The 23,617-nt window shown below is 56.9% G+C and carries 29 protein-coding genes and 2 pseudogenes; 15 read left to right on the top strand and 16 right to left on the bottom strand.

The features are described 5' to 3' along the window. Positions 1 to 5: 5 nt before the first annotated feature. The 4 genes from ACQAYK_RS03645 to pilM are packed head-to-tail and all read right to left on the bottom strand — an operon-like array spanning position 6 to position 2,776. Complete coding sequence (locus ACQAYK_RS03645) at positions 6 to 545, bottom strand: pilus assembly protein PilP (RefSeq protein ID WP_215872420.1); 540 nt, start codon at positions 543 to 545, stop codon at positions 6 to 8. Then, positions 542 to 1,183, bottom strand: a complete 642-nt coding sequence (locus ACQAYK_RS03650) for a type IV pilus inner membrane component PilO (RefSeq protein ID WP_215872421.1) — start codon at positions 1,181 to 1,183, stop codon at positions 542 to 544. The genes ACQAYK_RS03645 and ACQAYK_RS03650 overlap by 4 nt, the downstream gene beginning before the upstream one ends. Continuing rightward, positions 1,170 to 1,745 carry a PilN domain-containing protein gene (locus ACQAYK_RS03655; protein ID WP_215872427.1) on the bottom strand — a complete coding sequence of 192 codons (576 nt, stop codon included), beginning with the start codon at positions 1,743 to 1,745 and terminating at the stop codon, positions 1,170 to 1,172. Before ACQAYK_RS03655 ends, ACQAYK_RS03650 begins: the two co-directional genes overlap by 14 nt. Next, positions 1,742 to 2,776 (bottom strand): type IV pilus assembly protein PilM, encoded by a 1,035-nt coding sequence (gene pilM, locus ACQAYK_RS03660; protein WP_226826957.1) that lies wholly within the window; start codon positions 2,774 to 2,776, stop codon positions 1,742 to 1,744. Before pilM ends, ACQAYK_RS03655 begins: the two co-directional genes overlap by 4 nt. Positions 2,777 to 2,999: 223 nt before the next feature. On the opposite strand from pilM, the gene tadA reads away from it, so the two are divergent. The 9 genes from tadA to pssA all read left to right on the top strand — a co-directional run bounded on the left by tadA (position 3,000) and on the right by pssA (position 10,741). Continuing rightward, positions 3,000 to 3,464, top strand: a complete 465-nt coding sequence (tadA, locus tag ACQAYK_RS03665) for a tRNA adenosine(34) deaminase TadA (RefSeq protein ID WP_255790134.1) — start codon at positions 3,000 to 3,002, stop codon at positions 3,462 to 3,464. Continuing rightward, positions 3,461 to 3,895 carry a secondary thiamine-phosphate synthase enzyme YjbQ gene (locus tag ACQAYK_RS03670; protein WP_226826955.1) on the top strand — a complete coding sequence of 145 codons (435 nt, stop codon included), beginning with the start codon at positions 3,461 to 3,463 and terminating at the stop codon, positions 3,893 to 3,895. Before tadA ends, ACQAYK_RS03670 begins: the two co-directional genes overlap by 4 nt. Continuing rightward, entirely contained in the window at positions 3,892 to 4,332 is a 441-nt protein-coding gene (locus tag ACQAYK_RS03675) for a hypothetical protein (RefSeq protein ID WP_480082234.1), read from the top strand. The genes ACQAYK_RS03670 and ACQAYK_RS03675 overlap by 4 nt, the downstream gene beginning before the upstream one ends. Next, positions 4,332 to 5,870: an endonuclease MutS2 gene (locus tag ACQAYK_RS03680; RefSeq protein WP_480082325.1), complete on the top strand. Its 1,539-nt coding sequence runs from the start codon at positions 4,332 to 4,334 to the stop codon at positions 5,868 to 5,870. Before ACQAYK_RS03675 ends, ACQAYK_RS03680 begins: the two co-directional genes overlap by 1 nt. A gap of 98 nt (positions 5,871 to 5,968) precedes the next feature. Next, on the top strand, positions 5,969 to 7,708 hold the full coding sequence (ilvB, locus tag ACQAYK_RS03685; RefSeq protein WP_480082235.1) for a biosynthetic-type acetolactate synthase large subunit: 1,740 nt from the start codon (positions 5,969 to 5,971) through the stop codon (positions 7,706 to 7,708). A 3-nt stretch (positions 7,709 to 7,711) separates the two neighbouring features. Next, a complete protein-coding gene (gene ilvN, locus ACQAYK_RS03690) occupies positions 7,712 to 8,200 on the top strand; it encodes an acetolactate synthase small subunit (RefSeq protein WP_215871679.1) in 489 nt (162 codons plus the stop codon). Between the two features lie 24 nt (positions 8,201 to 8,224). After that, positions 8,225 to 9,241 carry a ketol-acid reductoisomerase gene (gene ilvC / locus ACQAYK_RS03695; protein ID WP_215871680.1) on the top strand — a complete coding sequence of 339 codons (1,017 nt, stop codon included), beginning with the start codon at positions 8,225 to 8,227 and terminating at the stop codon, positions 9,239 to 9,241. A gap of 98 nt (positions 9,242 to 9,339) precedes the next feature. After that, positions 9,340 to 10,005, top strand: coding sequence for a phosphatidylserine decarboxylase (locus ACQAYK_RS03700; RefSeq protein ID WP_480082236.1), 666 nt, complete (start codon positions 9,340 to 9,342; stop codon positions 10,003 to 10,005). Then, positions 9,998 to 10,741: a CDP-diacylglycerol--serine O-phosphatidyltransferase gene (gene pssA, locus ACQAYK_RS03705; RefSeq protein WP_480082237.1), complete on the top strand. Its 744-nt coding sequence runs from the start codon at positions 9,998 to 10,000 to the stop codon at positions 10,739 to 10,741. Before ACQAYK_RS03700 ends, pssA begins: the two co-directional genes overlap by 8 nt. Here the strand turns inward: pssA and ACQAYK_RS03710 are convergent. Beyond that, positions 10,738 to 11,391, bottom strand: a complete 654-nt coding sequence (locus tag ACQAYK_RS03710; protein ID WP_215871683.1) for a YidH family protein — start codon at positions 11,389 to 11,391, stop codon at positions 10,738 to 10,740. The genes pssA and ACQAYK_RS03710 overlap by 4 nt on opposite strands. Positions 11,392 to 11,405: 14 nt before the next feature. Beyond that, complete coding sequence (locus ACQAYK_RS03715; RefSeq protein WP_483167887.1) at positions 11,406 to 12,068, bottom strand: ATP-binding protein; 663 nt, start codon at positions 12,066 to 12,068, stop codon at positions 11,406 to 11,408. 132 nt (positions 12,069 to 12,200) lie between these two features. Between ACQAYK_RS03715 and ACQAYK_RS03720 the strand changes: the two are divergent. Beyond that, positions 12,201 to 12,555 (top strand): annotated as a pseudogene (locus ACQAYK_RS03720) (IS66 family transposase); the annotation flags it as partial. Between the two features lie 335 nt (positions 12,556 to 12,890). Here the strand turns inward: ACQAYK_RS03720 and ACQAYK_RS03725 are convergent. From ACQAYK_RS03725 to ACQAYK_RS03755, 7 genes and pseudogenes are all read right to left on the bottom strand, one after another. After that, positions 12,891 to 13,574 carry a DJ-1/PfpI family protein gene (locus ACQAYK_RS03725; RefSeq protein ID WP_483167888.1) on the bottom strand — a complete coding sequence of 228 codons (684 nt, stop codon included), beginning with the start codon at positions 13,572 to 13,574 and terminating at the stop codon, positions 12,891 to 12,893. Beyond that, positions 13,571 to 14,230 (bottom strand): FMN-binding negative transcriptional regulator, encoded by a 660-nt coding sequence (locus ACQAYK_RS03730; RefSeq protein ID WP_483167889.1) that lies wholly within the window; start codon positions 14,228 to 14,230, stop codon positions 13,571 to 13,573. The genes ACQAYK_RS03725 and ACQAYK_RS03730 overlap by 4 nt, the downstream gene beginning before the upstream one ends. Further along, positions 14,217 to 14,891, bottom strand: coding sequence for a transglutaminase-like domain-containing protein (locus ACQAYK_RS03735; RefSeq protein WP_483167890.1), 675 nt, complete (start codon positions 14,889 to 14,891; stop codon positions 14,217 to 14,219). The genes ACQAYK_RS03730 and ACQAYK_RS03735 overlap by 14 nt, the downstream gene beginning before the upstream one ends. A gap of 10 nt (positions 14,892 to 14,901) precedes the next feature. Beyond that, the gene (locus tag ACQAYK_RS03740; protein ID WP_483167891.1) at positions 14,902 to 15,390 is read right to left on the bottom strand and encodes a cupin domain-containing protein; all 489 of its coding nucleotides are present in this window, start codon (positions 15,388 to 15,390) and stop codon (positions 14,902 to 14,904) included. Between the two features lies 1 nt (position 15,391). Next, positions 15,392 to 15,871 (bottom strand): annotated as a pseudogene (locus ACQAYK_RS03745) (SRPBCC family protein). Between the two features lie 85 nt (positions 15,872 to 15,956). After that, the gene (locus ACQAYK_RS03750) at positions 15,957 to 16,208 is read right to left on the bottom strand and encodes a hypothetical protein (protein WP_483167892.1); all 252 of its coding nucleotides are present in this window, start codon (positions 16,206 to 16,208) and stop codon (positions 15,957 to 15,959) included. Between the two features lie 24 nt (positions 16,209 to 16,232). Next, positions 16,233 to 16,577: an MmyB family transcriptional regulator gene (locus tag ACQAYK_RS03755; RefSeq protein WP_483167893.1), complete on the bottom strand. Its 345-nt coding sequence runs from the start codon at positions 16,575 to 16,577 to the stop codon at positions 16,233 to 16,235. On the opposite strand from ACQAYK_RS03755, the gene ACQAYK_RS03760 reads away from it, so the two are divergent. Continuing rightward, the gene (locus tag ACQAYK_RS03760) at positions 16,489 to 17,535 is read left to right on the top strand and encodes an IS630 family transposase (RefSeq protein ID WP_483167621.1); all 1,047 of its coding nucleotides are present in this window, start codon (positions 16,489 to 16,491) and stop codon (positions 17,533 to 17,535) included. The two genes, ACQAYK_RS03755 and ACQAYK_RS03760, sit on opposite strands and share 89 nt — an antisense overlap. On the opposite strand, the gene ACQAYK_RS03765 is transcribed toward ACQAYK_RS03760, so the two are convergent. Continuing rightward, positions 17,450 to 18,124, bottom strand: coding sequence for a helix-turn-helix transcriptional regulator (locus ACQAYK_RS03765; RefSeq protein ID WP_483168021.1), 675 nt, complete (start codon positions 18,122 to 18,124; stop codon positions 17,450 to 17,452). The two genes, ACQAYK_RS03760 and ACQAYK_RS03765, sit on opposite strands and share 86 nt — an antisense overlap. Positions 18,125 to 18,251: 127 nt before the next feature. On the opposite strand from ACQAYK_RS03765, the gene ACQAYK_RS03770 reads away from it, so the two are divergent. The 3 genes from ACQAYK_RS03770 (at position 18,252) to ACQAYK_RS03780 (ending at position 19,782) form a co-directional block, all read left to right on the top strand. Next, positions 18,252 to 19,040, top strand: coding sequence for a class I SAM-dependent methyltransferase (locus ACQAYK_RS03770; RefSeq protein ID WP_483167894.1), 789 nt, complete (start codon positions 18,252 to 18,254; stop codon positions 19,038 to 19,040). Between the two features lie 279 nt (positions 19,041 to 19,319). Continuing rightward, positions 19,320 to 19,580, top strand: coding sequence for a hypothetical protein (locus ACQAYK_RS03775; protein WP_215860275.1), 261 nt, complete (start codon positions 19,320 to 19,322; stop codon positions 19,578 to 19,580). Next, positions 19,573 to 19,782: a type II toxin-antitoxin system HicB family antitoxin gene (locus ACQAYK_RS03780; RefSeq protein ID WP_483167895.1), complete on the top strand. Its 210-nt coding sequence runs from the start codon at positions 19,573 to 19,575 to the stop codon at positions 19,780 to 19,782. The genes ACQAYK_RS03775 and ACQAYK_RS03780 overlap by 8 nt, the downstream gene beginning before the upstream one ends. Before the next feature lie 551 nt (positions 19,783 to 20,333). Here ACQAYK_RS03780 and ACQAYK_RS03785 read toward each other — a convergent pair. Together ACQAYK_RS03785 and ACQAYK_RS03790 are read right to left on the bottom strand one after the other, a co-directional pair. Then, on the bottom strand, positions 20,334 to 20,753 hold the full coding sequence (locus ACQAYK_RS03785; protein WP_483167896.1) for a DUF302 domain-containing protein: 420 nt from the start codon (positions 20,751 to 20,753) through the stop codon (positions 20,334 to 20,336). A 255-nt stretch (positions 20,754 to 21,008) separates the two neighbouring features. Then, entirely contained in the window at positions 21,009 to 21,905 is an 897-nt protein-coding gene (locus ACQAYK_RS03790; RefSeq protein ID WP_483167897.1) for a LysR family transcriptional regulator, read from the bottom strand. 96 nt (positions 21,906 to 22,001) lie between these two features. Here ACQAYK_RS03790 and ACQAYK_RS03795 point away from each other — a divergent pair, with 96 nt between their 5' ends. Further along, positions 22,002 to 23,564: an MFS transporter gene (locus ACQAYK_RS03795; protein WP_483167898.1), complete on the top strand. Its 1,563-nt coding sequence runs from the start codon at positions 22,002 to 22,004 to the stop codon at positions 23,562 to 23,564. Positions 23,565 to 23,617 lie beyond the last annotated feature (53 nt).

The raw sequence follows: 23,617 nt of genomic DNA on the forward strand, positions 1-23,617 counted from the left end.
TTGACTCAAGCATTGCTCTGAAAGTGCAGAGTCGTGCTTTGTTTTTCGTAGCCGCCGAAAGCATTGGGCAGATACTGAATGACAACGACTTTATGACGCTGAGCGTCGATGGACACGATGTGACCATTCTTGTCGCCGATGCCGCTACCTACGTCCGCACGATAGACCTTGTCGTCCGGGGTCAGAAATACCGCCCAGTATTTTCCATCCGCCTGCATGATTCCGGTCAGGGTAAGGCTACCAAGCGCATACTTTTCCAAGGGCTGGAGTGGTCCCTTCCGCTGTGGAGCGTTCTGTGTCCCTGCCGATGCCGCCTCTGCACGTAATGCCAGAGTGGAGAAGCTGGTGAATGGATCACGATTTTGCGGGTTACTGTATGCCGTTGCGGCGTACTGCGGTATTGGCGGCAGTGGCTGAACCTTGGGATGCAGCTGCGGTCCTTCCTGGACAAAGGCTTGCAGCTTTGCCAGATTGTCGTTTTGCGAGCAGGCGCTCAAGAGCAGGGTTAGCGTCACGAGACTGGCAATGCGGCCTGACACCTTCATTTTTGTGCTCCTGTCTGGTCGGTCTTGGCCTCGATATAGCGGTAGGTCGTCGCCACGCAGGACATTTGTAGTTGCTGGGCCGCCAGCGCCTTGGCGGGCGGAACGGGGCTACTGGCGCCTGCCGAGGGTGAGATGTTGATCTCGTTGATCGTCACGATCCGCGGCATCGCTGCCACCGCCGCGGCGAAGCGGCCAATGTCGCCATAGGTTCCCACTACATTGATTTTTACTGGGATTTCTGCGTAAAAATTCTTGTTTACTTCTGGAAGTGGTTGAAAGAGCGAGAATTCCAGGCCGCGGCTCCTGCCGGCGAGGGTGACGTCGTCGAGCAGGGAAGGAATTTGTGCGCGATCCGGCAGCTGGCTCAGAAAGCGCTGGAAGCGCAGTTTCATTTCTTGGATCTGCGTTTGATACGCAGGCAGATCGGCGGCCAGGAGCTGCTTCTGGCGCACCTGTTCTTTCATGCTTTCTACCTGTAGATGAAGATTATGATACTTGTCGTTTTCCGGGGAAATGAACCAGAACCAGGCAAAAATGCCCAGCAAGAGGATAATGACAGCCACAATGATGGCCTTGACCTTGAGTGGCAGGCGCATGAGATCATCAAGCTGTAGATTGTTGATTTCATCCCAGGTCATGAGTTTGCTCCGACTTTGCCTTGGGCAGGCGGGTTTGCATTTGGAGAGTGAACTGGTTGACCTCCGCACCGCCTAACTGGGCCTTGCTGATGATATCCAACGTGGGCTTGTCGAAAACCCCGCTGGTTTCGATTTTTCGCATGAATTCGGCCACTTGATCGTTGCCCTCGGCATAGCCAGAAAGGCTGACGTTGTTCCCCTGCTGCTGCAGCTTGGTCAAAAACACCCCTTGCGGAGTGATGGCCGCCAGCGAGTTGAAAATCCTGACGCTGAGATCGCGTCGGCCCTGCAGGGTGCTGATGATTTTTTCCCGGGCAAGCAAAGCATCGCGTTTTTTACGAAGATCGGCAATAGAAGCAATTTTTTGGTCCAGTTGCTGGGTTACCCCCTGCAGGTAAACGATTTTTTGCTGTTCTGCCTGCACGCGCCCAACAAATACCTGATAAATGCCATAATAAATAGCCGCTGCGACAATCAGCACAAGAAGCAGCCCCGCGAGAAAAATCTGTTGCTGTTGTTTTCTCTTGGTTTCGCGATGAGGAAGTAAGTTGATGAAGATCATTCAGCAAACCTCCGAAGAGCAAGTCCGCAGGCTACCGCCATGGCAGAACCTTCGCTGCGCAAAAAACGCTCGTTCACGGCCGATCCGATGCTCATCCCGGTAAACGGGTCGGGCGTCTCGACCGGTAAGGAAGCGAGCTGTTTGGTAATGCCCGCGAGATTGGCTCCGGGGCCGAAAAGCGCGATTTTTCGTAAATTGACATCGGGTAGGCTGGCTTGAAAGAAGTCCAGAGCACGCAGGATTTCCCGACCGAGATCGGCGACAAACGGGGCGAGTACGTCCTTCTCGTATTCTTGGGGCAGGCCGCCGAAGCGCTGCATCCGTATGGCATCGTCACGACTCAGGCCAAAATGCTGTGAGATCCTTTCGGTCAGCTTCGCCGTGCCAAAATTGTGGTCGCGAGAATAAATGGGTTGGGAGTTTTCGAAAACGTGCACCCCGGTCGTGCTGCCGCCGATCTCAATCAGGACGATGCCGCCTTTTTCGCTACGGGTCTGCGGTTGCAGATGATTGATGAGCGTCCACAGGGAAAATTGCCGCACATCGAGAATGGCTGGTTTAAGGCCGGCACCTTCGATGATGGCAGAATTGTCTTCCACATGATCTCTTTTGCTGGCAACGAGGAGAATCTGCTGATATCCCTTCCGCTCTGAATCCGGCCCCAGCGCAGCGAAGTCAAAATTGACCTGCTCCATGGGAAAGGGAATGTATTGTTGACCCTCGTAGCGAATCTGGTCCTCGATGACGTCATCGCGCATTCCTGATGGCAGAGAGATGATTTTGACGATGGCGTTGTTGGACGGTAATGCCGTTGCGGTCTTTTTGGTGCGGATGCGCGATCGCTGCAGAATTGTGCGGATAGCGCTACTGCTGGACTCGAGATCTCGTCCATCCGGTTCTGCACCCGGGTCACTTAGTATCGTCTCGCTGTCGGCATGGGTAACGGTAAACTGTCCCCGCGTCGAAGACAGCTCTACAAGTTTTACTGCATCCAGTCCAATATCGAGACCGAGCAGCGGGGGACGGGGCATGCCTAGCATGTTTTCCTCACCTTGGTGCGTAATGAATCGCTATGCTGTTCCCAAGCAAGCGAGCGTCTACTTTTTGCAACTTGCCCGGAAAATTAGCAGCATTCCGCAGTCTGTCAAGGCATACTCGGAAAAATCTTCGCGGCTTGTCCGCTTGGCGTTTGGTGCTGCCGGACAATCTCGCTAGACTGGTAACCCCGATCCAGTGGGCAAACGGTGGGAGTCCGTGCAAGAAAAAGACCAGATGTGGATGCAAGCGGCGCTGACTGCGGCGCGTGCAGGGGCAGCGTTGGGCGAAGTCCCGGTCGGCGCAGTACTGGTCGATGCTGCGGGTACGCATTTGGTGAGTGCGCACAATGCTCCCATCGCGAGTCGGGATCCGACGGCGCACGCGGAAGTCCAGGTATTGCGTCAGGCCGCGCAGCGCCTCGGAAACTACCGTTTGGGGGGCTGTACGCTATATGTCACCTTGGAACCCTGCGTTATGTGTTTTGGCGCTATCCTGCACGCGCGCCTCGCGCGGGTGGTGTATGGCGCAGCCGACCCCAAGGCGGGAGTGATCGAGAGTCATCTGCGGCTCCCCGAGTCAGCACCGAGCAATCATCGTCTGCAGTGGGAGGGTGGGGTGCTGGCGGAAGAGGCATCGCTCTTGCTTAAGGAGTTTTTTCGCATGCGGCGGACTAGACTATGACGATGCAACAATGGGATGAAGAATGGATTCTGCCTACGCAGGGCCGGCGTTTTTATGAGATTTCCGATCCGCTGCGAGCTTGGTTGAGGAAGATTCGGGCGGGTCATGGCTGGCTGCTTCTGTTTTTGCCGCATACCTCCGCGAGCCTTGCTCTGCAAGAAAACGCGGACAGCGACGTGCAAGCAGATATCCTCGACTTCCTCGCGCGTTGGGTCCGGGATGATGATCCGCTCTATCGCCATCGCAACGAAGGGCCAGACGATATGTCGGCGCACATTCGCACCCTGCTCGGAACGCAGAGTCTGCAGATCCCCGTGCGGGCTGGTTGTCTGCTCCTGGGGACCTGGCAAGGTGCCTATCTCCTGGAACATCGCGAGTGCCCGCAGCAGCGACGAATCATGGTCAGTTTTTTGGGGGAGGGAGAAGAATGAAGGATTTCGCAAGCGTATATGGTGGCATGCTCTGGGCGATTCGCGACTGGGCCCAGTGGGATGCCTTGGTAGCTACCTTGCAGGCAGAGGCAGGCGACGACTGGTATGTCTACTTTGTCGGACAGGAGCTACCGCAGGCTCCCTTGTCCGCCGAGAACTTCTGCCGGGTGCTGACGGAGATCGATGTGCTGCTGCACCACGATCATCGCGAGCGCTACCTTGGGATTGTTTATGTGGATGACCGCGAGCATCCCAGTTTGCTCAAGATCTATGATCCCAACAATCTCGGCGCCTCGTGTGGCAGCAGTGGCAAACAGATACCACCAGGTTGGGTCCTGTCTCGTATGCCGCCCGAACGGCTGCCTGGCCCGGTAATCATTCCCGAGGGGCGACTGCGTTGGTGGCGAGAATTATTTGACAGACAGCGAGGTGCATGATGGAAGGGGACTGGAAGTTGCTGGATTTTGAGGGAATTCGTCGACTGCTCGAAAAACTCTCTGCCACGCCCATGGGTGCCGATGCCGCGCGGAATCTGGGCCCAGCACCTTCGGTAGCAGCCGCCCGACAGTTGCAGGAGGCGATCACGGCGGCACGCTTCGGCCTGGAATCGGGCGCCGGCCCCGTATTGCCCGAGCTGCCGGATCCGCGTCCGGCCCTGCGGCAGGCGGCGACACCAGGCGCAGCGCTATCCGGCCAAGCGTTCCGCAACCTGCATCGGATTCTGCGGGTCGGGCAGGAGTTGCGTGCCTTTGTCGAGGCGCGGCCGGCACTGCTGCCGCTGGGGGCGGAGGTCCTCGATGCGGCGGGTTCCCTGATCGATGCCATCGATGCCATGCTGCTGCCCAATGGCTCCGTTCGCGAAGACGGTAACGAGACCTTGCGCCGCCTGCACAGTGAACTCAAGCAGGAGAGGGAGGCCGTGCAGCGGCAGATTCAGCCGCACCTGCGTGGCGGAGGCAAGGCGCATTGGGCCGGACAGCGCCTGTCGGTGCATTTGCCTGATGGCTCGCGAGAAGAGATCCGTGGCGTGCGCCGGGGAGCGGGGCCCGGAGGACACGGCACCGTGGTCGAGCCAATGGAGCTGGTGGCGCTCAACAATCACCTGGAAAAGATCTCCGGCACGATCGAACAGGAAAATCAGAGTGTGCTGCGGGCCCTGACCGATGAGGTGCGCGCGCTGCTGCCGGCGCTGCAGAAATTGGTGGACGCCCTGACTTGGCTCGATCTCGCCATCGCCGGAGCGCAGCTCTCCCTGCATCTGCAGGCGCAGGCTGCCGAACTGGTGGAAGAGCCCATTTTGCAATTCGAGGGTGCCGTGCATCCGCAACTCTGGCTGGCGCACGTGGATCATCGTGGGCCCAAGCCCAAGCCTCTTTCGGTTCGGATCGACGCGGAAAATCCTATCCTGGTGGTGACCGGCCCGAACACGGGTGGCAAAAGTGTCTCGCTGAAGACCGTGGGCTTGCTCGCAGTGATGGCGCGGTGCGGTTTGCATGTGCCGGTTTCCGGACGCGCCGTCGTGGGGCATTTCCATAAGATTTTTGTCGACATGGGTGATCCGCAGAGCATGGCCTTTGCTTTGTCTACCTTTTCGGGTCATATCGACATGCTGAAAAAACTCTTGGCGGAAGCCGACGCATCGACCCTCATCCTGCTCGATGAACTGGGCACCGGCACCGATCCCGAAGAGGGTGCGGCGATGGCGATGGCAGTACTGGACGAGCTGGCGCGGCGCGGCGTGCGCGGTATGGTCACGACCCATCTGACGCCCATCAAGAGCTTTGCCGCCGAGCATCCGGCCCTACAAAATGCCTCCATGCGCTTCGACCATGAGCGCCTCGAGCCTACCTACGAGCTCGAAATCGGCGTTCCCGGAAAGTCCCTCGGACTCTTGATTGCCGAAAAGTCCGGCCTGCCGGTGGAATTGGTGCGCGAAGCGCGCGGCTATCTTGCGCGTCTGCATCAGGGTGCATAGAGGAACACGCGGTTTCGCCAAGGCATTTTTATTTGACGCTGTCGTCAAAACTGCATAGCGTTGAGCGCAGTATGTTGATCTTATGAGGAGCCTTGACCATGTCTGCCCCTACTCAGACTCGTGAACGCACGAGTTCTTCCACTGAAACCGAAGAACTTACCGGCGCTGAAATTGTTGTGCGCGCCCTGCGGGATGAGGGCGTGGAGACGGTATTTGGGTATCCCGGTGGCGCCGTGCTCTACATCTACGACGAGTTGGATAAACAGGAAGCCGTTCAGCATGTGCTGGTCCGTCACGAGCAGGCGGCGGTGCATGCGGCAGACGCCTATTCGCGCAGTACCGGCAAGGTTGGCGTAGCCCTGGTTACTAGTGGCCCGGGTGCCACCAATGCCGTTACTGGCATTGCGACTGCGTACATGGACTCCATTCCTTTGGTTGTTATCACTGGGCAAGTTCCCGTGGCGTTGATTGGTAACGATGCCTTTCAGGAAGTGGATACCGTCGGGATCACTCGTCCCTGTACCAAGCACAATTTTCTGGTGCGCGACGTGAACGAGCTTGCCCAGACCATCAAGACCGCTTTCTATCTGGCCGCTTCCGGTCGACCGGGTCCGGTACTCATCGACATCCCCAAGGATGTCACCGCCAAACGTTGCCGCTACGAGTACCCGGATAAGGTGCAGTTACGCTCCTACAAGCCGACAGTGAAGGGGCATTCCGGACAACTGCGCAAGGCTCTGCAGCTCATTACCGCTGCGGAACGTCCGCTGTTCTATACGGGTGGCGGAATCATCCTGTCCGATAGTGCTGCGGAGCTAACGCAACTGGTGCGCCGTTGTGATGCGCCCATTACCAATACGTTGATGGGGCTGGGTGGTTATCCGGCCTCTGATCGCCAGTTTCTGGGCATGCTCGGTATGCATGGCACCTACGAAGCGAATATGGCCGTGCAACACTGCGACGTCCTGGTTGCTCTCGGTGCCCGTTTTGATGACCGGGTAACCGGCAATCTCAGTCACTTCGCGCCGCATGCCAAGATCATTCATGTCGATGTTGATCCCGCGTCTATCTCCAAGAACGTGAAGGTCGATGTGCCAGTGGTTGGCGATCTGCGTTCGGTGTTGCGTGAGATGAACGAGCTGGCAGAGGAAATGGGCATCGGCGGCGGGTCGTTGGAGCGCTGGTGGGCGCAAATTGCGGAGTGGCGGCAGCGCGATTGCCTGCACTACACCCAGACGGATACCATCATCAAGCCCCAGTATGTCGTCCAAAAACTCTTTGAACTCACTGCTGGCAATGCCATTGTGACCTCCGATGTCGGTCAGCATCAGATGTGGGCGGCACAGTTCTATGGGTTTGACCGCCCGCGGCGCTGGATCAACAGCGGTGGCCTCGGCACCATGGGCTTTGGCCTGCCGGCGGCAATGGGTGCGCAGATGGCGGAGCCGCAGAGCACGGTCGTTTGTGTGACGGGGGAGGGTAGCATCCAGATGAACATTCAGGAGCTTTCCACCTGTCAGCAGTACAAGCTTCCCATCAAGGTGGCCTGCCTCAATAACGGCTATCTGGGCATGGTGCGGCAGTGGCAGGAGTTTTTCTACGAAGAGCGTTATGCCTCCAGTTATATGGACGCGCTGCCGGATTTCGTGAAATTGGCCGAGGCCTATGGTCACATTGGCCTGCGTGCGGAAAAACCCGCCGACGTCGAGCCCGTGATTCGCGAGGCCCTGCGCCTCAAGGACCGCATGGTTTTCATGGACTTTCTGGTTGATCGCACCGAGAATGTCTATCCCATGGTGCCGGCGGGAGCCGCGCTGTCTGACATGATTCTGGTATAACGCATGCACCGACATATCATTTCTGTTCTGCTGGAAAACGAAGCTGGCGCCTTGTCGCGGGTGGCAGGACTATTCTCGGCGCGGGGCTATAACATCGAGGCGATGACCGTTGCCCCTACGCACGAGGCCAGCGTCTCGCGCATGACCATCCTCACCCAGGGTTCGGAAGAGATCATGGAGCAGGTGCTCAAGCAGCTGAACAAGCTGGTCGAGGTCATCCGGGTCCATGATCTGAGTGAGGGACCGCACATTGAGCGCGAGCTGATGCTGATCAAGGTGCATGCAGTAGGGTCGGATCGGGAAGAGGTGAAACGTCTTGCCGATATCTTCCGGGGGCGCATCATCGATGTGACCGATCGGAGTTATACCATCGAGTTGACGGGTACTGGTGAAAAGCTCGACGCCTTTCTCCACGCACTCGATCCCGGTATGGTCATCGAAGTGGTACGCAGCGGCGCCAGTGCCATCAGCCGCGGTGCAAAGAGTATTTGATTTTTTACGTGCTTAGAGGATTTCATGAAAGTTTACTACGATAACGACGCCGATCTCTCCCTCATCCAGAAGAAAAAGGTCGCCATCATTGGCTACGGCTCCCAGGGTCACGCCCATGCCCTCAATCTCAAGGAATCCGGGGTTCAGGTCGTTGTCGGCCTGCGCGAAGGCTCGGCTTCTTGGGACAAGGCCAAGAATGCCGGATTGGCGGTCAATACCGTGGGCAAGGCCGTTGCGGATGCGGATCTGGTCATGATCCTGACGCCCGATGAGGGCCAGGCGGCGCTCTATCGGGAAGAAATCGCTCCGCACATCAAGGAAGGAGCGGCGCTACTCTTTGCCCACGGCTTCAATGTGCATTTTGGGCAGATTCACCCGCGCGCCGACCTCGACTGCTTTCTGATTGCCCCCAAGGGTCCGGGGCATCTCGTCCGTTCTACCTATACCCAGGGCGGCGGGGTGCCTTGTCTCATCGCTATCCACCAGGATGCCTCGGGCAATGCGCAAAACCTCGCCCTGTCCTACGCCAAGGCAATTGGCGGCGCGCGCGCCGGCGTGATCGAAACTACCTTCCGTGAAGAAACCGAGACGGATCTTTTTGGCGAACAGGCGGTGCTCTGTGGTGGTGTCAGTGCGCTGGTACAGGCCGGCTTCGAGACCCTGACCGAGGCGGGCTACGCCCCGGAAATGGCGTATTTTGAGTGTCTGCATGAGCTCAAGTTGATCGTCGACCTGATGTACGAAGGCGGAATCGCCAATATGCGCTACTCCATCTCCAACACCGCCGAATATGGTGATCTGACCCGTGGTCCGCGGGTAGTCGATGCGCGTACCAAGGAAGAAATGCGCCGCATCCTGACCGAGATTCAGAATGGCGAATTCGCTCGCGAATTCATCCTCGAGAATCAGGCGGGTAAGGCGACCATGCAGGCCAAGCGCCGTCTGGCTGCTGAGCATCCGCTGGAAGTCGTCGGACAGAAGTTACGCTCGATGATGACCTGGATCGGGCAAAACCGCATCGTCGACCGGTCCCGTAACTGAGCACTTCCATTGTTCCCTGCTGGGACTGCCTTATGACTGGGGCAGTCTCCTTGGCAGGAGCGCTTCCCCAAGCCTTGGCGACTTGCTAGGCTTGCGCCATGTCGAATTCTAACTATCCCTATACTTTGCTGGCGCGCGAAGGTTGGCCGTTCCTTGGCTTGTTCCTTCTGCTTACCATCCTGACGGGAGTTTTTGCGCCCTGGTGGGTAGCTGTTCCCTTTCTTCTCCTGTTTCTCTTCAGTGTGCAGTTCTTTCGGGATCCTGCTCGCGCACTACCCGCAGCACTGGCGGGTGGAATCCTTTGCCCGGCCGACGGTCGCGTCATCGCCATCGAAACGGTGGAGGATCCCTACCTGCAGCGGAAGGCCTTGAAGATCAGCATTTTCATGAATGTCTTTGATGTGCATGTCAATCGCTTGCCCATCGGCGGAGTCGTCCAGCAACGTTGGTATTTTCCGGGGAAATTTTTCAATGCGGCGCTGGACAAGGCCTCCCTAGAGAATGAACGTAATGCCCTGTGGGTGCGCACGGAGAATGGGCAAGACGTGACGGTGGTCCAGGTAGCTGGGCTCGTGGCACGACGCATCCTCTGTTACGTGCGTCCAGACGAGCCGGTCCGCACCGGCCAACGCTTTGGCTTCATTCGTTTTGGCTCGCGGGTGGACACCTACTTGCCGCCCAACGCGCAAGCATTGGTCCTCCTGGGGCAACGGGTGCGCTCTGGTGCGGAGTGGATCGCGCAACTGGAGCCTGCGGATGACTAGACGCTATCCGCGTCGGGGGGTCTATCTGCTCCCCAATCTCTTTACCACCGCCAGCCTGTTTGCCGGATTTTATTCCATCGTGGCCTCGATTCACGGGCATTTTCGGGTAGCGGCGATTGTCATTTTCATTGCGATGATCCTGGATGGGCTGGACGGGCGCGTAGCGCGCATGACCGGTACGCAAAGCGCCTTTGGTGCGGAGTACGACTCTCTGGCCGATGTGATTGCCTTCGGTATTGCGCCCTCTCTGTTGGCGCTCCTCTGGGGATTACAGAATTTCGGCAAGTTTGGTTGGCTTGGCGCCTTTGTGTTTACGGCCTGTGGTGCGTTACGTTTGGCTCGATTCAATAGTCAGGCGCATAGCGCTTCCAAGCGCTATTTTCAGGGCCTGCCCATTCCGACAGCGGCAACGGTCCTGGCCAGTCTGGTCTGGGTAGCGGTGGGCGAAGGATATCCTTGGCTTACGGAAATCGCCCGGTATCTAGCCCTGGCTTTGGTGTATTTGCTGGGCTTGCTGATGGTGAGCAATATCCGCTATCGGAGTTTCAAAGACATCGATTTGCACGGGCGCATGCCCTTTGCCCTGGCGATCAGCGTGGTTCTGATTCTCGCCGCCATTGCCGTGCACCCGCCCTTGGTGTTGTTCGTTATTTCGCTGGTTTATGTACTGATTGGCGTACTCAGCACCCTCTGGCAGCTCAGCCAGAGGCGCCGCCACCGCCGCGATTCGCACTAAGGGGAAACCCTCACGATCATAAAGGCAAGTACCGCGGTCACGGTAAATAGAATCAGTCCATACAGAGCGTACAACCATTTATGGATGTGATATTGACCTTGATCGACTTTTTTGACGGTACGCACAAAATTGATGCCGCCGATCACCAAATTGCTTACACCAAGGACGATAAAAATGATTCCCATACCGGAGAATCCTTCTCCGGCGCTGAGTTTGGTGTGCAGCATTGCCGATAACTGTTCGAGGAAGAAATCGAATTTCTCGATCACGAAACCAAAGGCAATCAGACCAATGCCCGTACGCACCCAGGCGAGAAAAGTGCGCTCTGCGGCCATATATATGCGCGGGTCGATGATTTCTTTTTCCGACACGGTAATTCCTTTTCCGATATGATGAAGGTCGGCGAAAAACCAGAAACCGACCACAAAAACGAGCCCCATGGGCGGCCAAATGAGTAGACGATGCAGTTCGCGGAACAGCCGCGCGTAGTGATTCTCTCCCAAGGCGAGAAACAGAATTTCCAGACGATAGGCGAGCAGGCCAGTGCCAATGGTAAAGAAAATCAGCTTGAAATAGCCCAGATAGGTGCGTTCCAACGCCATATACAGGCGTGGTTCCTGCGCGGTAGGTAGATGCCGTAGCAAAATCATGAAGGCAAAAAATCCTATGGATTGGCCAGGGTATGGGCGAGGCGTCGATACTGCAGCGCTTCCGCTACATGCTCCTGGCGTATGGCGCTTTCCAACGCAAGATCGGCAATACTGCGGGCGACCCGCAGGATACGATGATAAGCTCGCGCAGAAAAGTGCAGGCGCTCTGCTGCCAGGCGCAGAAAGGCACGGGTATCCGCATCCAGGGCGCAGTGCTGGTCGAGGGCGTCGCCTTGGAGCTGCGCATTGAGACAACCTTGGCGTTGCCATTGCTGCTCGACGGCGCGACCGATGCGTTCTCGCCACAGCGCGCTGCTATCGCCGCGGGGCGCCTGTTCCAGATATTCCGGCGCGAGCACAGGCACCTCCACCTGCAGATCGATACGGTCCAGCAGAGGCCCCGACAGGCGACTGCGATATTGCTGGATTTGTGCCGGGCTGCAGCGACAGGCCTGCAACGGATTGCCCAGGTGGCCGCAGGGACAGGGGTTCATAGCTGCGATCAACTGGAAGCGGGCGGGAAAGCGCGCGCGCTGCCGCGCACGGGCGATGTGGATTTCCCCGGTTTCCAGAGGTTCCCGCAGTACTTCGAGAACGGAGCGGCTGAATTCTTGCTGGGAACTTCTAATATTGACCAGGATTTTACAATATTGCAGGAGAAGACGTAGGAGGGTCATGTTCAGAATGGATCTCCTGATACCGGGCTACTCGCGCATCAATAGTGGAGTTCTATTATAGCCGGGATAGGCACGGTGTGTAAGGTATATGATTTTCTTGTGATCTGGTGAGTAGGTTCACCATGATCACCGCGCCACTATCGCTATACCCATAGCCGCCCCCAGGTCGCCCAGTTCTTCACTTGGGTCGAACAGCAGCTGACGGACAGCGCCTTCCTACCCAGCAATCCCTCCTCCAAGGCCCTGGGCCTATGTCCACAGCCGCAAGGGACCGCTGCAGGTCTTCCTGGAAGAGTCCGACGTGCCCATCGACACCAACCACATCGAGTGCCAGATCCGACCCATTCCCTTGGGGAGAAAAAACTGGCTCTTCTGTTGGACCGAACTCGGCGCAGAGCATCTTGGTATCATCCAGAGTCTGCTCAGTACCTGCCGCCTGCAGGGGGTCGATCCCTACGATTATCTCGTGGACGTCCTGCAGCGGGTTGGCACACAGTAAGCGGTCTCTGACCGGCGTTCTTCTCCTGTGACGAACTATTATTGCCCAGCATGGCGCCATCTTTCTCGTAAAGGATTGGCGTCATGGAAAACACCCAAGAAGATAACGGCAAGGTCCAGGACCGGGCGGAGATCTGGCAGCAACGCCTGATGGCGCAGGAAAGCTCTGGCCTTTCTGCCCGACAGTTCTGCGCAGACTAGGGCTTGTCCCTGCCCCATGCCAATGAAGGAGGAAGAGCGCCGCTTGGCGACCGGTTACGAATTACCATATCGGGTAGCAATGGTCCATGCTCCACAATCATCCCACGTCTTGCCCTTGATTCACTACGCTGAAGAACTGGTTAACCATTGACTAGAAATCCGCTCACGTTGGACGCGCAATTCTTCGGTATGGCGCCGGACAACCTCCAAGATATCCTTGGAGGCATCCTCCGGCCTGCCGGCCTGGAAAGGCGGCTCCGGCGCATATTCCAGGGCAAGCTGAATTTCTTCCGCTGCGGCTTGACCACGCAGGGCTGCGACCACCACGAGGCCAAAGTCCATCCCGGCGGCAACACCGCCACCGGTGATCAGATTGCCGTCCCGAACCACACGCTCCCTGACGGGTATGGCGCCGAATTCGGCGAGGAGGTCATGATAACGCCAATGTGTCGTCGCGCGCCGCCCGGCGAGTAATCCTGCAGCGCCAAGCAGCAGGGCGCCGGTACAGACAGAGGTGACAAACTGCACCGCCGACGCTTGGCGCTGCACCCATGCCTGTACTTCTTTATCGAGCAGCAAAGGGTTGATGCCGACGCCACCGGGAATGCAAAGCACATCCACCAGCGGCCCCTCACCCAGTGTCGTCGTCGGGTAAAAGCGCATACCCGCTGAACAGGCCACCGGCTCCCGTGTTTTCCAGAAAAGATGGATATCGCCATCCGGTAGAGCGGAAAAAATCTCATAGGGGCCCGCCAGATCCAGCAGTTGAATGCCCGGAAACACCAGAAAACCCACAGTAATCGTCATCCGGCATGGTCCTTTTTGTCTTCTTTCAGGCTGGTCAGAACGTATTCAGCCATGGCTTCAGAATCAGGCTGTTTTTGCTGCTCCAGGTGCGCGACGACACTGTCACGGTTGCAAAGCGGCTGGTTCTGGCTGACTTTCCACTTACCGACCCAGCGGGAGATGGGGATTTCTATGCCCACTACCTGCCCGATGAGCCGCTCCGTGAAATCCTGGGGCGCATCATCCACCTGCCAGGGCAGGGTAAAGCCATTCTCCTGCTGCGCGGTCAGGGCGACCATCTGTTGCCGTACCCAAGCGGGATCGTCTCTGACCTGCAACGGACCGTGGGCATGGACGACGGCATAGTTCCAGGTAGGCACCACCTTGCCGGTTTCCGCCTTGGTGGCATACCAGGAGGGGCTGATGTAATGTTGCGGTCCCTGAAAGATGACCAGCACCTCGCCGTCCGGGGATGCCTCCCGCCACAGCGGATTAGCGCGTGCCACATGGCCTTGCAGCACCGGTTGCGGTCCTTCGCCGGGTGCGAGGTACAAGGGAATATGATTCGCCTCCAGACCATTACCGCCCATACTGACCAATGTCGCGAGGGGATAACACTGAATCAGTGCCCGCAGGATTTCTGGGCGGGTTTCTGCAAACGACTCAGGGCAGTACATGGCCGGTCTCCGCGCTATGTATGTTCATTCCCGTAGGCTCGCTTACGCACGAATCAGCGGCGGGTGGGCAGGCGTCAATGGGATGGCTCCGATACTGCGATATGTTTTGCAGCTTCTCCATGGCGGCGATCAAATCCGGCCAAGGCTCTGCCCAAACTTCTGGATAAGTCCGCTCGCCGTTATACATAGTCGGATAGGCCAGGTTTTCTTGTCCGGGCGTGAATTCGCAGTGGATCCCGGGCTTGCTGTTGCCGCGCGCATCACAACGATACCAGCCCCAGTCGTCCAGCCAGACGGCGGTGAAGCCGTGTGTGCAATAGGGCGGATTGGGACCGTCCAGCGTCAGTCGTTGATAACAAAATCCGGCAGGGATTTGGTTAGCACGCCATAAGGCCACCAGCAGATGGCTCTTCGCGGTGCATAGACCAGTGCCTTGCTGCAACACATCCGAGGCTGCGCAGGTCACTTCCTCCCGGTGAAAATCCATGCTATGCGCAATGTGATCGCGTACCCATTCGAAGCAATACCTAGCGGTTGCCGTTGGATCGTCAGAGGACAGTGTGGACGCCAACCTGCGGATATCGGCATGCGTATAGTCTACTGTGGCGCTTTCCATCAGGAAGTGCGACGACGGCTGGGTATTGAATTTTTCGGGGTTCATAGAGTTCCTGCTATTCCTGTGTGGGTCTGCGCAACACACGGATATCTGCCATATCCACCAAATTCCATTCCCCACTATTACGGTAAAGTCGTTTATGCCGATTTGGGTAATCCGTGACATCCTGATCAAGGCGCTGACCGATGACCAGGCACACGAGTGTTTCCGTTCCGTCATTGATGATGCTGTGCGCGGCGGCATCATGGCAAGGAAAACCGACAAAGTCACCTGGGGCGATGGGATACTGATCACCCTCCATGATGAGCGAGCCCTTACCAGACAGCACGTACACGGCCTCTTCTTCAAAATGATGCAGGTGGTACTCGGTACTCTCTTTACCTGGCTCTATCTGGATGAGATGTATACCCATGTGCCGAAGACCTACCGCATCGCCCAAAGATTTGTTGATACGAACGGCGCCGGGGTTGAGGAAATGAATCTTGCGCTCGCCCTTCATCTGGCTGATTTCCTGCGCGGTGAGAAGCAGTTTTCGGGTATCCATGTCAGCACCACTCCTTGGAGATGTCATCATGCGCATAGCCAATATGGTTATTTGCCTCCGCGCGATTCTGCAATGTCTGGTTCATCGCATTAAAACCTGCTTTTGTCGCCGTTTCCATACTGGGTATGAACACGCCCACCAAAATGCCTGAGAATTACTCTCCCTGAGTGAACCGTGTGCCACCATTGCTGAGCGCGGTGAGCTGAAAGTAATGCTGTCCATCGAATAAGCCCGGGAGCCCCAATCGGCCCAGCCAGCGCAGTTCTTGTTGATTTGCGACCTTCAGCAGCATCGGGCGAAAGCTCATCGCGCGACGCTCCTCAGGTTGAATGGTCACACGCAGCCTTTCTCCCGGCTTAGCTACCCCAGAAATCGCGCGAATAAACGGATTTCACTGCGGGTAAGCGGGGAAGTCCATGAGGATAGACCACACGCGCTCCGGTGATGCTGCAATGTCAATCTCTGTCACGATCTGATGCATGCGGTATCCTTCGTTTATCGTTTACTTCCAGCCGATATTTCTTTAGGAAGCGGCACCCAGTACGACCGGCCAGACACGTCCAAAATCACACCATCATCCATTTTAACCAGCCTATTGATCGCCACATGACGCCCGACGCCCCTTGGTACTCCATGAAAATATGCCAGCTCTGAGACACCCATCGATGCAGGAACTCATCGCTTTCTACGCCTTCCTGCATCATCGCCAAGTATACATCTACCAATTGCTGGTCGGGTTCTTTCAATCCCCTAGGCTGAACATCAAGAAGCACCCCCTTCGCTGCCGACACGGCAAGACGTACGGAGCGCAGCTTCAAGTCTCCTGTAGTCACCTTATCCTTTTATCCATCGCTTTTCCTCTCAGGAATGAGGATTGTCAGTCGCCAGTCACCCGATCCTCCGGGACGGAAGCTGATCTGTTCAAAGCAAAGGGTCCCAAGCGTGGGGTGAGAAAACTCCCGTAATCCGCCCTCACGCAAAGAGACATCTGTTAGGTTCCATAGCCGAACGAAGTTGGAACTTTGTGTGCCAAGATCGGCCACCATTTTATTAACCAGGCCCTTAAATATGCGATAGTAATGTGGTATGCTGAGGGCCATGGAACGGATAGATGTGCGTAAATTGACGGTAGAGGGTCGGAACATGCTTCGGCAGATGGTGCTGCGATTGCGCCAACAGTCAGGCATGCGAGTAGAGGACTTGGCCAAGGTGTCTGGTGCCCATCCCTCGACGATTCGCGGCTGGTTGGCGCGAGCCAAACGAGAAGGAACCAAGAGCCTTGAAGAACGCCCGCGGGGGCGGCCGGTTGGCGCCTGTCGCAAGTTGACGCTAGCAGCGGAAGCTTGGATTCGGGACCAGATCGTGCAAAAGGATCCACGGCAGTTGCAGATGCCTTTTGCGCTTTGGACGCGACCGGCTATCCGGCAACTCATTCGGGACCATTTCGGGATCGATTTGCAGGTGCGATTGGTGGGCAAGTATCTCAAGCGCTGGGGGTTTACTCCCCAACGTCCCGTCAAACGGGCGCTGGAACAGAACCCAGAAGCCGTGCGGCAGTGGCTGGAGGTGGAGTACCCCAAGCTTCGGGCGCGTGCCCTGCAGGAAGGTGCGGTCATTTACTGGGGCGACGAAACTGCGGTCAAAGAGGATGCCCACTGGGTCCGGGGATATGCCCCCAAGGGGCAGACCCCGATCCTCGAACATCCGGCACGCTGGACCACCCTGTCGATGATTTCGGCAATTTCCCCGCGCGGAGAGATCGCCTTCGAGATCGTGGAGGGGAGCATCCATGCGGAGCGTTTTCTCGCCTTTCTGGAGAAGCTGATCACAGGCGCGCCGCAGAAGGTCTTCCTGGTAGTGGACAACCTGCGGGTACATCACGCCAAGCTGGTCACCGCGTGGCTGGCCGACAAGCAGGACCGCATTGAGCTCATATTCCTGCCGCCCTATGCGCCAGAGTCCAACCCCGACGAGTATCTCAATCGCGATTTCAAAACCGCTTTGCGTACCGGCCCCATGAGCACGGATACCCAAAGCTTGCTGGAGAAGGCAAAAACTTTCATGAACGGGCTACGCAAACTGCCCGAGAAAGTCGCGCGCTATTTCCACCACCCCGCAGCACGCTACGCGATGTTAGATATTTAAGGGCCTGGTTAATAGCCAGCAGCCCATCATCATCTACGTGCGCGGAGTCGGCCCGAAACTCTGCCACCACTCGGCGTGCTCGTTCCTCCCAATCTGGAACCAGAAGGTGTGCCTGTGGATTCAGGAACATATAGCGGAGCAGATTGCGGTCCTGGTCCTTTTCGCCAAGCCATCCGACGAATAGCGTGGCGGCAGGCTCATTCCACTCGATCGCATCGCCGTATGGTGCCAGCACATAGGCTGGATAGGGGAGTGTCTGAATCATTCGCTGCAGAGGGCTGGGTAGGTTTGCTTTTGGAGCAACTTCCGCAGATGGTGAGCGACCCGCAAGATCAAATAAATACTCACGCTGTGCCTGTCCCATGAGCAAGGCCTTCGCGATGGCGTTCAACACAAGAACTGACACGCCGTCCACTCGACCCTGCTCTAGCCAGGTATACCAAGTAGTGCTGATATTACAGAGTTGGGCTACCTCTTCCCGGCGCAAGCCAGGAGTGCGCCGACGGCCACCAGCAGGCAATCCGACGTCCTCCGGTTGCAATGCCCCTCTACGTGCCCGAAGAAAGGCGCTCATTTCCTTTTTTCGCATCTTGTCCACACAAAGTCTCCAGCCTGTTGGCAATTATAATAGTATATCATGTCACTTGTAACAGGATATGTGGTTAGATATGGTGCCTGGGTGGGCACGTTATAGCCCGATCGAGAGAGATACTGACATGGATGATCGTACAGTCACGCAGCAAAATCTCACCGCGCATCAATTTGGTGCGCATGCCAGCGCATACAGAGCCAGCACGGCACACGCTGCTGGCAAAGACTTGGTGTTTTTTTCTGATCGTGCCAAAGTTTTGAAGCCTTCAAAGGCGCTGGATGTTGGTTGCGGCGCAGGACACGCAGCCTTTGCCATCGCTCAGGGAGCAAGCACAGTCGTCGCTTGTGATCCCAGCGAAAAAATGCTTGAAGAGGTCAAAGGCGAAGCGGAACGCCGGGGGATACAGAATATCGTCATTCACCAAGGTAGCGTCATGGATTTACCATTCCGGAATGGCGAATTCGACTTGGTGATCACGCGTTATAGCGCACATCATTGGCCAGATTTAGTCACTGGGTTTGGAGAATGCGTTCGGGTTTTGCGTCCCGGAGGGCATCTACTCATTACCGACAGCATATCCCCTGAAAGCGCTCTGCTGGATAGTTACCTACAGACCGTTGAGGTGCTGAGAGATCCCAGCCATGTGCGAAGCTACCGTTTGAGCGAATGGCGTGAAATTTCCCGGTCGCAGGGGGTTGGGATGAATTCTGCCGAGACGTGGAAACAGCCCATCGATTTCCAGCAATGGATTGATCGACTTGGTACTGCGCCAGATCGCGCGGCTGCGGTTTGCAGGGTATTCCGCGAGGCTCCGAGTGAGGTGCGTGAGCATTTCCAAACCCAAGCGGATTGTTCATTTCTCCTCGATGTCTTTACGGCCGAGTTCGCCACGTCCACCAGCGGATCTCCTTAAAAGGCTATGTGCAAACTGGGGTTGAATGACACTGCCGTTGAGATCTGTGTTCTGGGTCCGCCGTGGTTGGAATGTAGCGCGGGTGTGCGGTCTGTTCTGGACACCACCTGGTTGGGAAGGACAGGAAACGCTGCCCTGCCGCCGTTGATCCCCGATGGACGGCAGCAGACTGGAAGCAGTCGTTTGATTGGGTTAGGCTTACAAAGCGAGAATCGTTTACTCCAGAAGGAGACCAAGCCATGAATCAAACGAATGAAGCGTTCAGGCCTGGTGTAATTCTTGGGTAAACACGAAAAGATCCAGACCGCCGTTCTCAGCGGTCGGAGCGATGCCAACATAGCTTTTGCTGACCTTTTGTCTTTGTTAGATGGGCTTGGATTTATGCTTCGCGTGAAGGGAGACCATCATATCCTTACCAAAGAAGGGGTGGCCGAGATCATCAATCTCCAACCCATAGGACGCATGGCGAAGCCCTACCAAGTGAAGCAAGTGCGCGGCATACTCACCAAGTATCACCTGGGGATTAATAACGATGAGTAAGTATGAACTGGTCATTTATTGGAGTAACGAAGACAACGCTTTTATCGTGGAAGTTCCTGAGCTCGCTGGCTGCATGGCCGATGGCGCCACTTATCAAGAGGCGGTAGCCAATGCGGAACGGGTGATTGGTGAATGGGTCGAGACGGCAACGGATCTGGGGCGCTCCATACCAGAGCCACGGGGGCGGTTGCTCTATGCATGAAGCACTCCTTGTCGCCATTTGACGCCCTGCCGCGGTCAAAGCCTGTTGGACAGCAACAGACCAGAAGCGGTCATTCGATGCTTATGTTTGTATGCATCTGGCGAGATGGCTTAGTGATAATAAACATCAATACGGGCATTCAAAAAGCCGGTCAGTATAACCGATCGTCTCATAAAAACGATGGGTTTACGTCTGTTGAATGCCCATTTCCCTCATTTTTGCTGGATTTTTCCGCCCTTGGCAATCCGTCCATGGCGGTTATCCATGAGTACACGCCCCGAATAGGCCAGCCGAGAGGCTTCTCCGGGGGAACCGAAGGCCGGCCAAGGTCCGGATAGATGCGGTGGAAATGCCCCTCGAGCCCCGTTAGGGAGCAGTCCACGATCTCTAGAATGGCCCGCAGAGAATGATCCGCCGAAACCTGCTGTTCCGGCGGGAGATGACTGAATACCGTCTGCGTCTATATCTTGGCATCGCGCTTGCCCTCGGCCTCCGGCTTCCTCAGTTCAACCAATTATATCATGGGCTTTTTCAGCGTCTTAGGTATTCGGTCATGCCAAACAGTTTTCGATGATGTCTGCCACTTTTTTGTCAAATCCATCTATAGTATTTCCCGTTTCAGCAAGCGCTAGACGATGCCGATCGGCGACATACCCAAGCAAGTTGAAAAAAACCTCGGAATTGTCCGTGTTGCTTTGACGTACAAGAATTCTGCTGGGTAGATCGATTGCTATGGTTGGTACGGCTTGCATGAGTGCAGTACCCCGACTGGGATTGCCGAAGACGATGACCACCGTCGGCATTAACGCGAGCCCCACATTTCCGGCGGCAAGGCTGTGGTCAAAGCGTGCAAACAGAGTAAATCCGGCCTCAGTTAGGGCAGACTCCAGCTTCTGCACCATGTCGCTCACGGAGTGGGTGGCATACCATGCGGCCAAGCCGGGAATATCAGTACGCAGTTTCTGGTTCATGTCTATAGCCCTCAGATCACCGAGCGAACAACCCTAGTAGCTCCCGAGCGACGATCAGTGTAGCACCATCGATAAGGGCGACATAACTCGGGGAAATTTCGGCGTCATTACTCATCCCGCGATCCTCCACAGCTCAAAAGAGAAAACCTCGCCCCTGCGAAGGCAGAAGCGAGGACGCCATTGTCGGATTGGAACAGGCAAGAAGCATGCAAGACTGGCGGTGCAACAATCGGTGACTGTGCGATAGGGGACTGTTCATTGGGGAACTTGCAGATACCGCAAAAAGCGGGCGAGGGTGAGGGAACGATAGGATGCAGTTGGTGCAACGAGGTAGAGGGTCCAGTGAATCGTTTCGCCGATTCGGCGCGACAAAACCTGCCAGTCGGGTCGGTGGCGCAGGGCGGCGCTGGTGATGAAGCCGATGCCTAGGCCCGCTGCTACCGCGGTGCCCATGGCTTCCACCCCCATGACCTCGATGCGAATCGCAGGCTCCAGGCCCTGCTTGCGAAATTCCTGCAACACCCGCTGACGAACCCCCGACTGCGCTTCGCGCCAAATCAGGGGCTCCTCCACCAGATCGGCTAGGGTAAGGGAAGCTTTCTGTGCTAGGGGATGCTGCGCGGGGAAGATCGCGAGAATTTCGTCTTCTATCCACGGCGTCGACTGATACTGGGGCGGTAGAGAATCTACTGGGGCGCCTTCCTCCAGAAAGAAAAGATCCCAATCCATCAGCGAGTACTGCGACCAGTCGTTGACCCCGCCCCGTAGGACCAACTCTACCTCCGGATGATCCTCACGGAAACGCACCAGGTATGGGGGAAGGAAATAATTGGCAACGGTATTGGTTGCGGCAATGCGCAGAATGCCTTCCTGCAGTGTATGGCGGCGCTGCTGCATGTCATCCACTTCCTTTCGCAAAGCACGCAGCTTCTTGCTCGGCCCAAGATAGGCCTCTCCCGCAGGGGTCAAGCGAACGCCACGGCCAACGGGGGTGTACAGTGCTTCTCCGGTAAGTTCCGTGAGACGCTGCAGGCGTTCGCTGATGGTAGGCTGGCTGCGGTGCAGGAGTTTGGCGGCTTTGCTGACGCTGCCCTGCTCGGCAACGATAAGAAAAGTCTCCAGCAAATCAAAGGGAATTTGCGTTATCGTCATAGCCGATAGCTTATATAGGAATTACCGCTTTGATCAATGGGAAGGAGCTGTTTAGGCTAGCGCTCCAATATCCTCCCAGCCTCCCGGAAAGCAACCTTGCATCTCTTGCGCCAACTGAGCATCCATCGTCAGATCGATCGTTTTCTGGCGGCGAACATCAGTATCGGCATTGCCCACTATTTGGTGCTGTTCAACGCTGGAGCCTACCTGCCCATGATCCCGCGAATCAGTGGGAGTTTGGGTCGTGCACCGCTCTACGGCGATTGGACGCAGGACCTGTACTTCCTTGCCCTTGGGCTTTCACTTCCGCTTGCACCTTGGGTGAGTCGTCGTTGGGGCGATCGCGATGGCCTTCTTGCCTGCCTCCTGGTCTTGTTTGTGGCCGCGCTGCTGAATGCCGTGACCGATGACTATACGGCATTCCTGTTGGCGCGGATGGCGGCAGGCTTTGCCGGTGGGCTGAGCATTCCATTGTCCCTCAACATCCTCCTGCGTCATTACCATGCCAAACACCGCAGCATCGGCTTATTGCTCTGGGGCTTCGCTGCCGTAACCCCTTTCGCCCTGGGTCCGTTCGTTGGCGGTTGGATTGCCGATGCCTGGGGTTGGCGTTGGCTGTTTCTGCTCAATCTGCCCATCCTGCTGGCGAGCTTTTTGGGGGTGCTGTTCTGGGAGGAAGCCTCTTCCCGAGCTCCTGCGCGTTTCGATTGGTTCGGTTACCTGTTGTTTTGCGCCGCCTTGCTCAGCGCTGAAATGGCGTTCAACCTAGGCAGTAGGGACGATTGGTGGCGTTCAGGAGAGTTTCGCTTGCTTTTTCTGGGAGCCTTGGTCCTGCTCTCAGCGGCAATACTTTGGTCGCGTAGTCACGAGCAAGCGGCCGTGGACCTGCGCCCTTTTCGTCATCTGAGCGTTGCCTTGGCTGCTGCCGGCATTTTCAGCACTGCCCTCGTTTTTCAGGGCACTCTGGCCCTGCTCATCGTGCAGTATCAATTGGCCTTCGGCTACAGCGCCGACGCCATTGGCAAGATCCTTCTGAGTCTGGCCATTTTTGCACCCCTGAGTGTTGCGCTGAGCCATTGGTATCTGGCGCGTTTCGATCCCCGTCCCTGGGCGCTGCTCAGCATGATCCTGCTTGCCGCTGGTTCTTTTTGGCTCTCCTCCTACGATCTTCCGGCGTCTCCGTCTAGCCTGATGGGGCCTCCTGCCCTGGTGGGCCTGGGCTTGGGCGGAGTCTTCGGCTCCTGGGCGCGTATGGGGGTTTGGGGCCTCTCCGGTCAGGAGGAACAACGGGCGGCAACGCTGCTGAATCTGCTGCGCAGCACTGGCCAAGCCATGGGCATTCCCTTGGTCGCCGGATTTTGGGAGCGTCGCAGCGATCTGCACCGTCATTTTCTCGTGGAGGATCGTGGCAACAATCTCACTCTTTGGCAGGAGGCGCGTACCCGCTTGCGTCTGGATCTGGGGCCGCTGGGAGGTCTGCAACACCTGGCCGGACAGCTACAACAGCAGGCCGCCATGTTGGCATTCAACGAGATTTTTTTCTGGGCGGGATGGATTTTTCTGGGGCTTGCTTGTTGGAGCCTTCTCGTCCGTCGCCCGCGGCCGAGCGGTGAGTCGCGGGCCGAAAAAATGGCAGCGGTGGAGTTGGTAGAGCCATGACTTCTGCCTCCCAATCCAAGCTGGGCATTGCAGAATTTTTGTCGTCGCAGAGC

Source organism: Acidithiobacillus sp. AC3, from assembly GCF_050261095.1.
GTDB lineage: Bacteria > Pseudomonadota > Gammaproteobacteria > Acidithiobacillales > Acidithiobacillaceae > Igneacidithiobacillus > Igneacidithiobacillus copahuensis.

Bases quoted from the DNA above. Each gene is read 5' to 3' on its own strand.
- ACQAYK_RS03780 (WP_483167895.1), top strand. From the start codon at position 19,573: ATGAGTAAGTATGAACTGGTCATTTATTGGAGTAACGAAGACAACGCT.
- ACQAYK_RS03725 (WP_483167888.1), bottom strand. From the start codon at position 13,574: ATGACGATTACTGTGGGTTTTCTGGTGTTTCCGGGCATTCAACTGCTG.
- ACQAYK_RS03785 (WP_483167896.1), bottom strand. From the start codon at position 20,753: ATGAACCAGAAACTGCGTACTGATATTCCCGGCTTGGCCGCATGGTAT.
- pssA (WP_480082237.1), top strand. From the start codon at position 9,998: ATGACTAGACGCTATCCGCGTCGGGGGGTCTATCTGCTCCCCAATCTC.
- ACQAYK_RS03645 (WP_215872420.1), bottom strand. From the start codon at position 545: ATGAAGGTGTCAGGCCGCATTGCCAGTCTCGTGACGCTAACCCTGCTC.
- ACQAYK_RS03710 (WP_215871683.1), bottom strand. From the start codon at position 11,391: ATGATTTTGCTACGGCATCTACCTACCGCGCAGGAACCACGCCTGTAT.
- ilvB (WP_480082235.1), top strand. From the start codon at position 5,969: ATGTCTGCCCCTACTCAGACTCGTGAACGCACGAGTTCTTCCACTGAA.
- ACQAYK_RS03760 (WP_483167621.1), top strand. From the start codon at position 16,489: ATGGAACGGATAGATGTGCGTAAATTGACGGTAGAGGGTCGGAACATG.
- ilvC (WP_215871680.1), top strand. From the start codon at position 8,225: ATGAAAGTTTACTACGATAACGACGCCGATCTCTCCCTCATCCAGAAG.
- ilvN (WP_215871679.1), top strand. From the start codon at position 7,712: ATGCACCGACATATCATTTCTGTTCTGCTGGAAAACGAAGCTGGCGCC.
- ACQAYK_RS03650 (WP_215872421.1), bottom strand. From the start codon at position 1,183: ATGACCTGGGATGAAATCAACAATCTACAGCTTGATGATCTCATGCGC.
- ACQAYK_RS03715 (WP_483167887.1), bottom strand. From the start codon at position 12,068: ATGACCCTCCTACGTCTTCTCCTGCAATATTGTAAAATCCTGGTCAAT.
- ACQAYK_RS03770 (WP_483167894.1), top strand. From the start codon at position 18,252: ATGGATGATCGTACAGTCACGCAGCAAAATCTCACCGCGCATCAATTT.
- pilM (WP_226826957.1), bottom strand. From the start codon at position 2,776: ATGCCCCGTCCCCCGCTGCTCGGTCTCGATATTGGACTGGATGCAGTA.
- ACQAYK_RS03680 (WP_480082325.1), top strand. From the start codon at position 4,332: ATGGAAGGGGACTGGAAGTTGCTGGATTTTGAGGGAATTCGTCGACTG.
- ACQAYK_RS03790 (WP_483167897.1), bottom strand. From the start codon at position 21,905: ATGACGATAACGCAAATTCCCTTTGATTTGCTGGAGACTTTTCTTATC.
- ACQAYK_RS03700 (WP_480082236.1), top strand. From the start codon at position 9,340: ATGTCGAATTCTAACTATCCCTATACTTTGCTGGCGCGCGAAGGTTGG.
- ACQAYK_RS03670 (WP_226826955.1), top strand. From the start codon at position 3,461: ATGACGATGCAACAATGGGATGAAGAATGGATTCTGCCTACGCAGGGC.
- ACQAYK_RS03755 (WP_483167893.1), bottom strand. From the start codon at position 16,577: ATGCCTGACTGTTGGCGCAATCGCAGCACCATCTGCCGAAGCATGTTC.
- ACQAYK_RS03655 (WP_215872427.1), bottom strand. From the start codon at position 1,745: ATGATCTTCATCAACTTACTTCCTCATCGCGAAACCAAGAGAAAACAA.
- ACQAYK_RS03740 (WP_483167891.1), bottom strand. From the start codon at position 15,390: ATGGATACCCGAAAACTGCTTCTCACCGCGCAGGAAATCAGCCAGATG.
- ACQAYK_RS03675 (WP_480082234.1), top strand. From the start codon at position 3,892: ATGAAGGATTTCGCAAGCGTATATGGTGGCATGCTCTGGGCGATTCGC.
- ACQAYK_RS03735 (WP_483167890.1), bottom strand. From the start codon at position 14,891: ATGAACCCCGAAAAATTCAATACCCAGCCGTCGTCGCACTTCCTGATG.
- ACQAYK_RS03730 (WP_483167889.1), bottom strand. From the start codon at position 14,230: ATGTACTGCCCTGAGTCGTTTGCAGAAACCCGCCCAGAAATCCTGCGG.
- ACQAYK_RS03765 (WP_483168021.1), bottom strand. From the start codon at position 18,124: ATGCGAAAAAAGGAAATGAGCGCCTTTCTTCGGGCACGTAGAGGGGCA.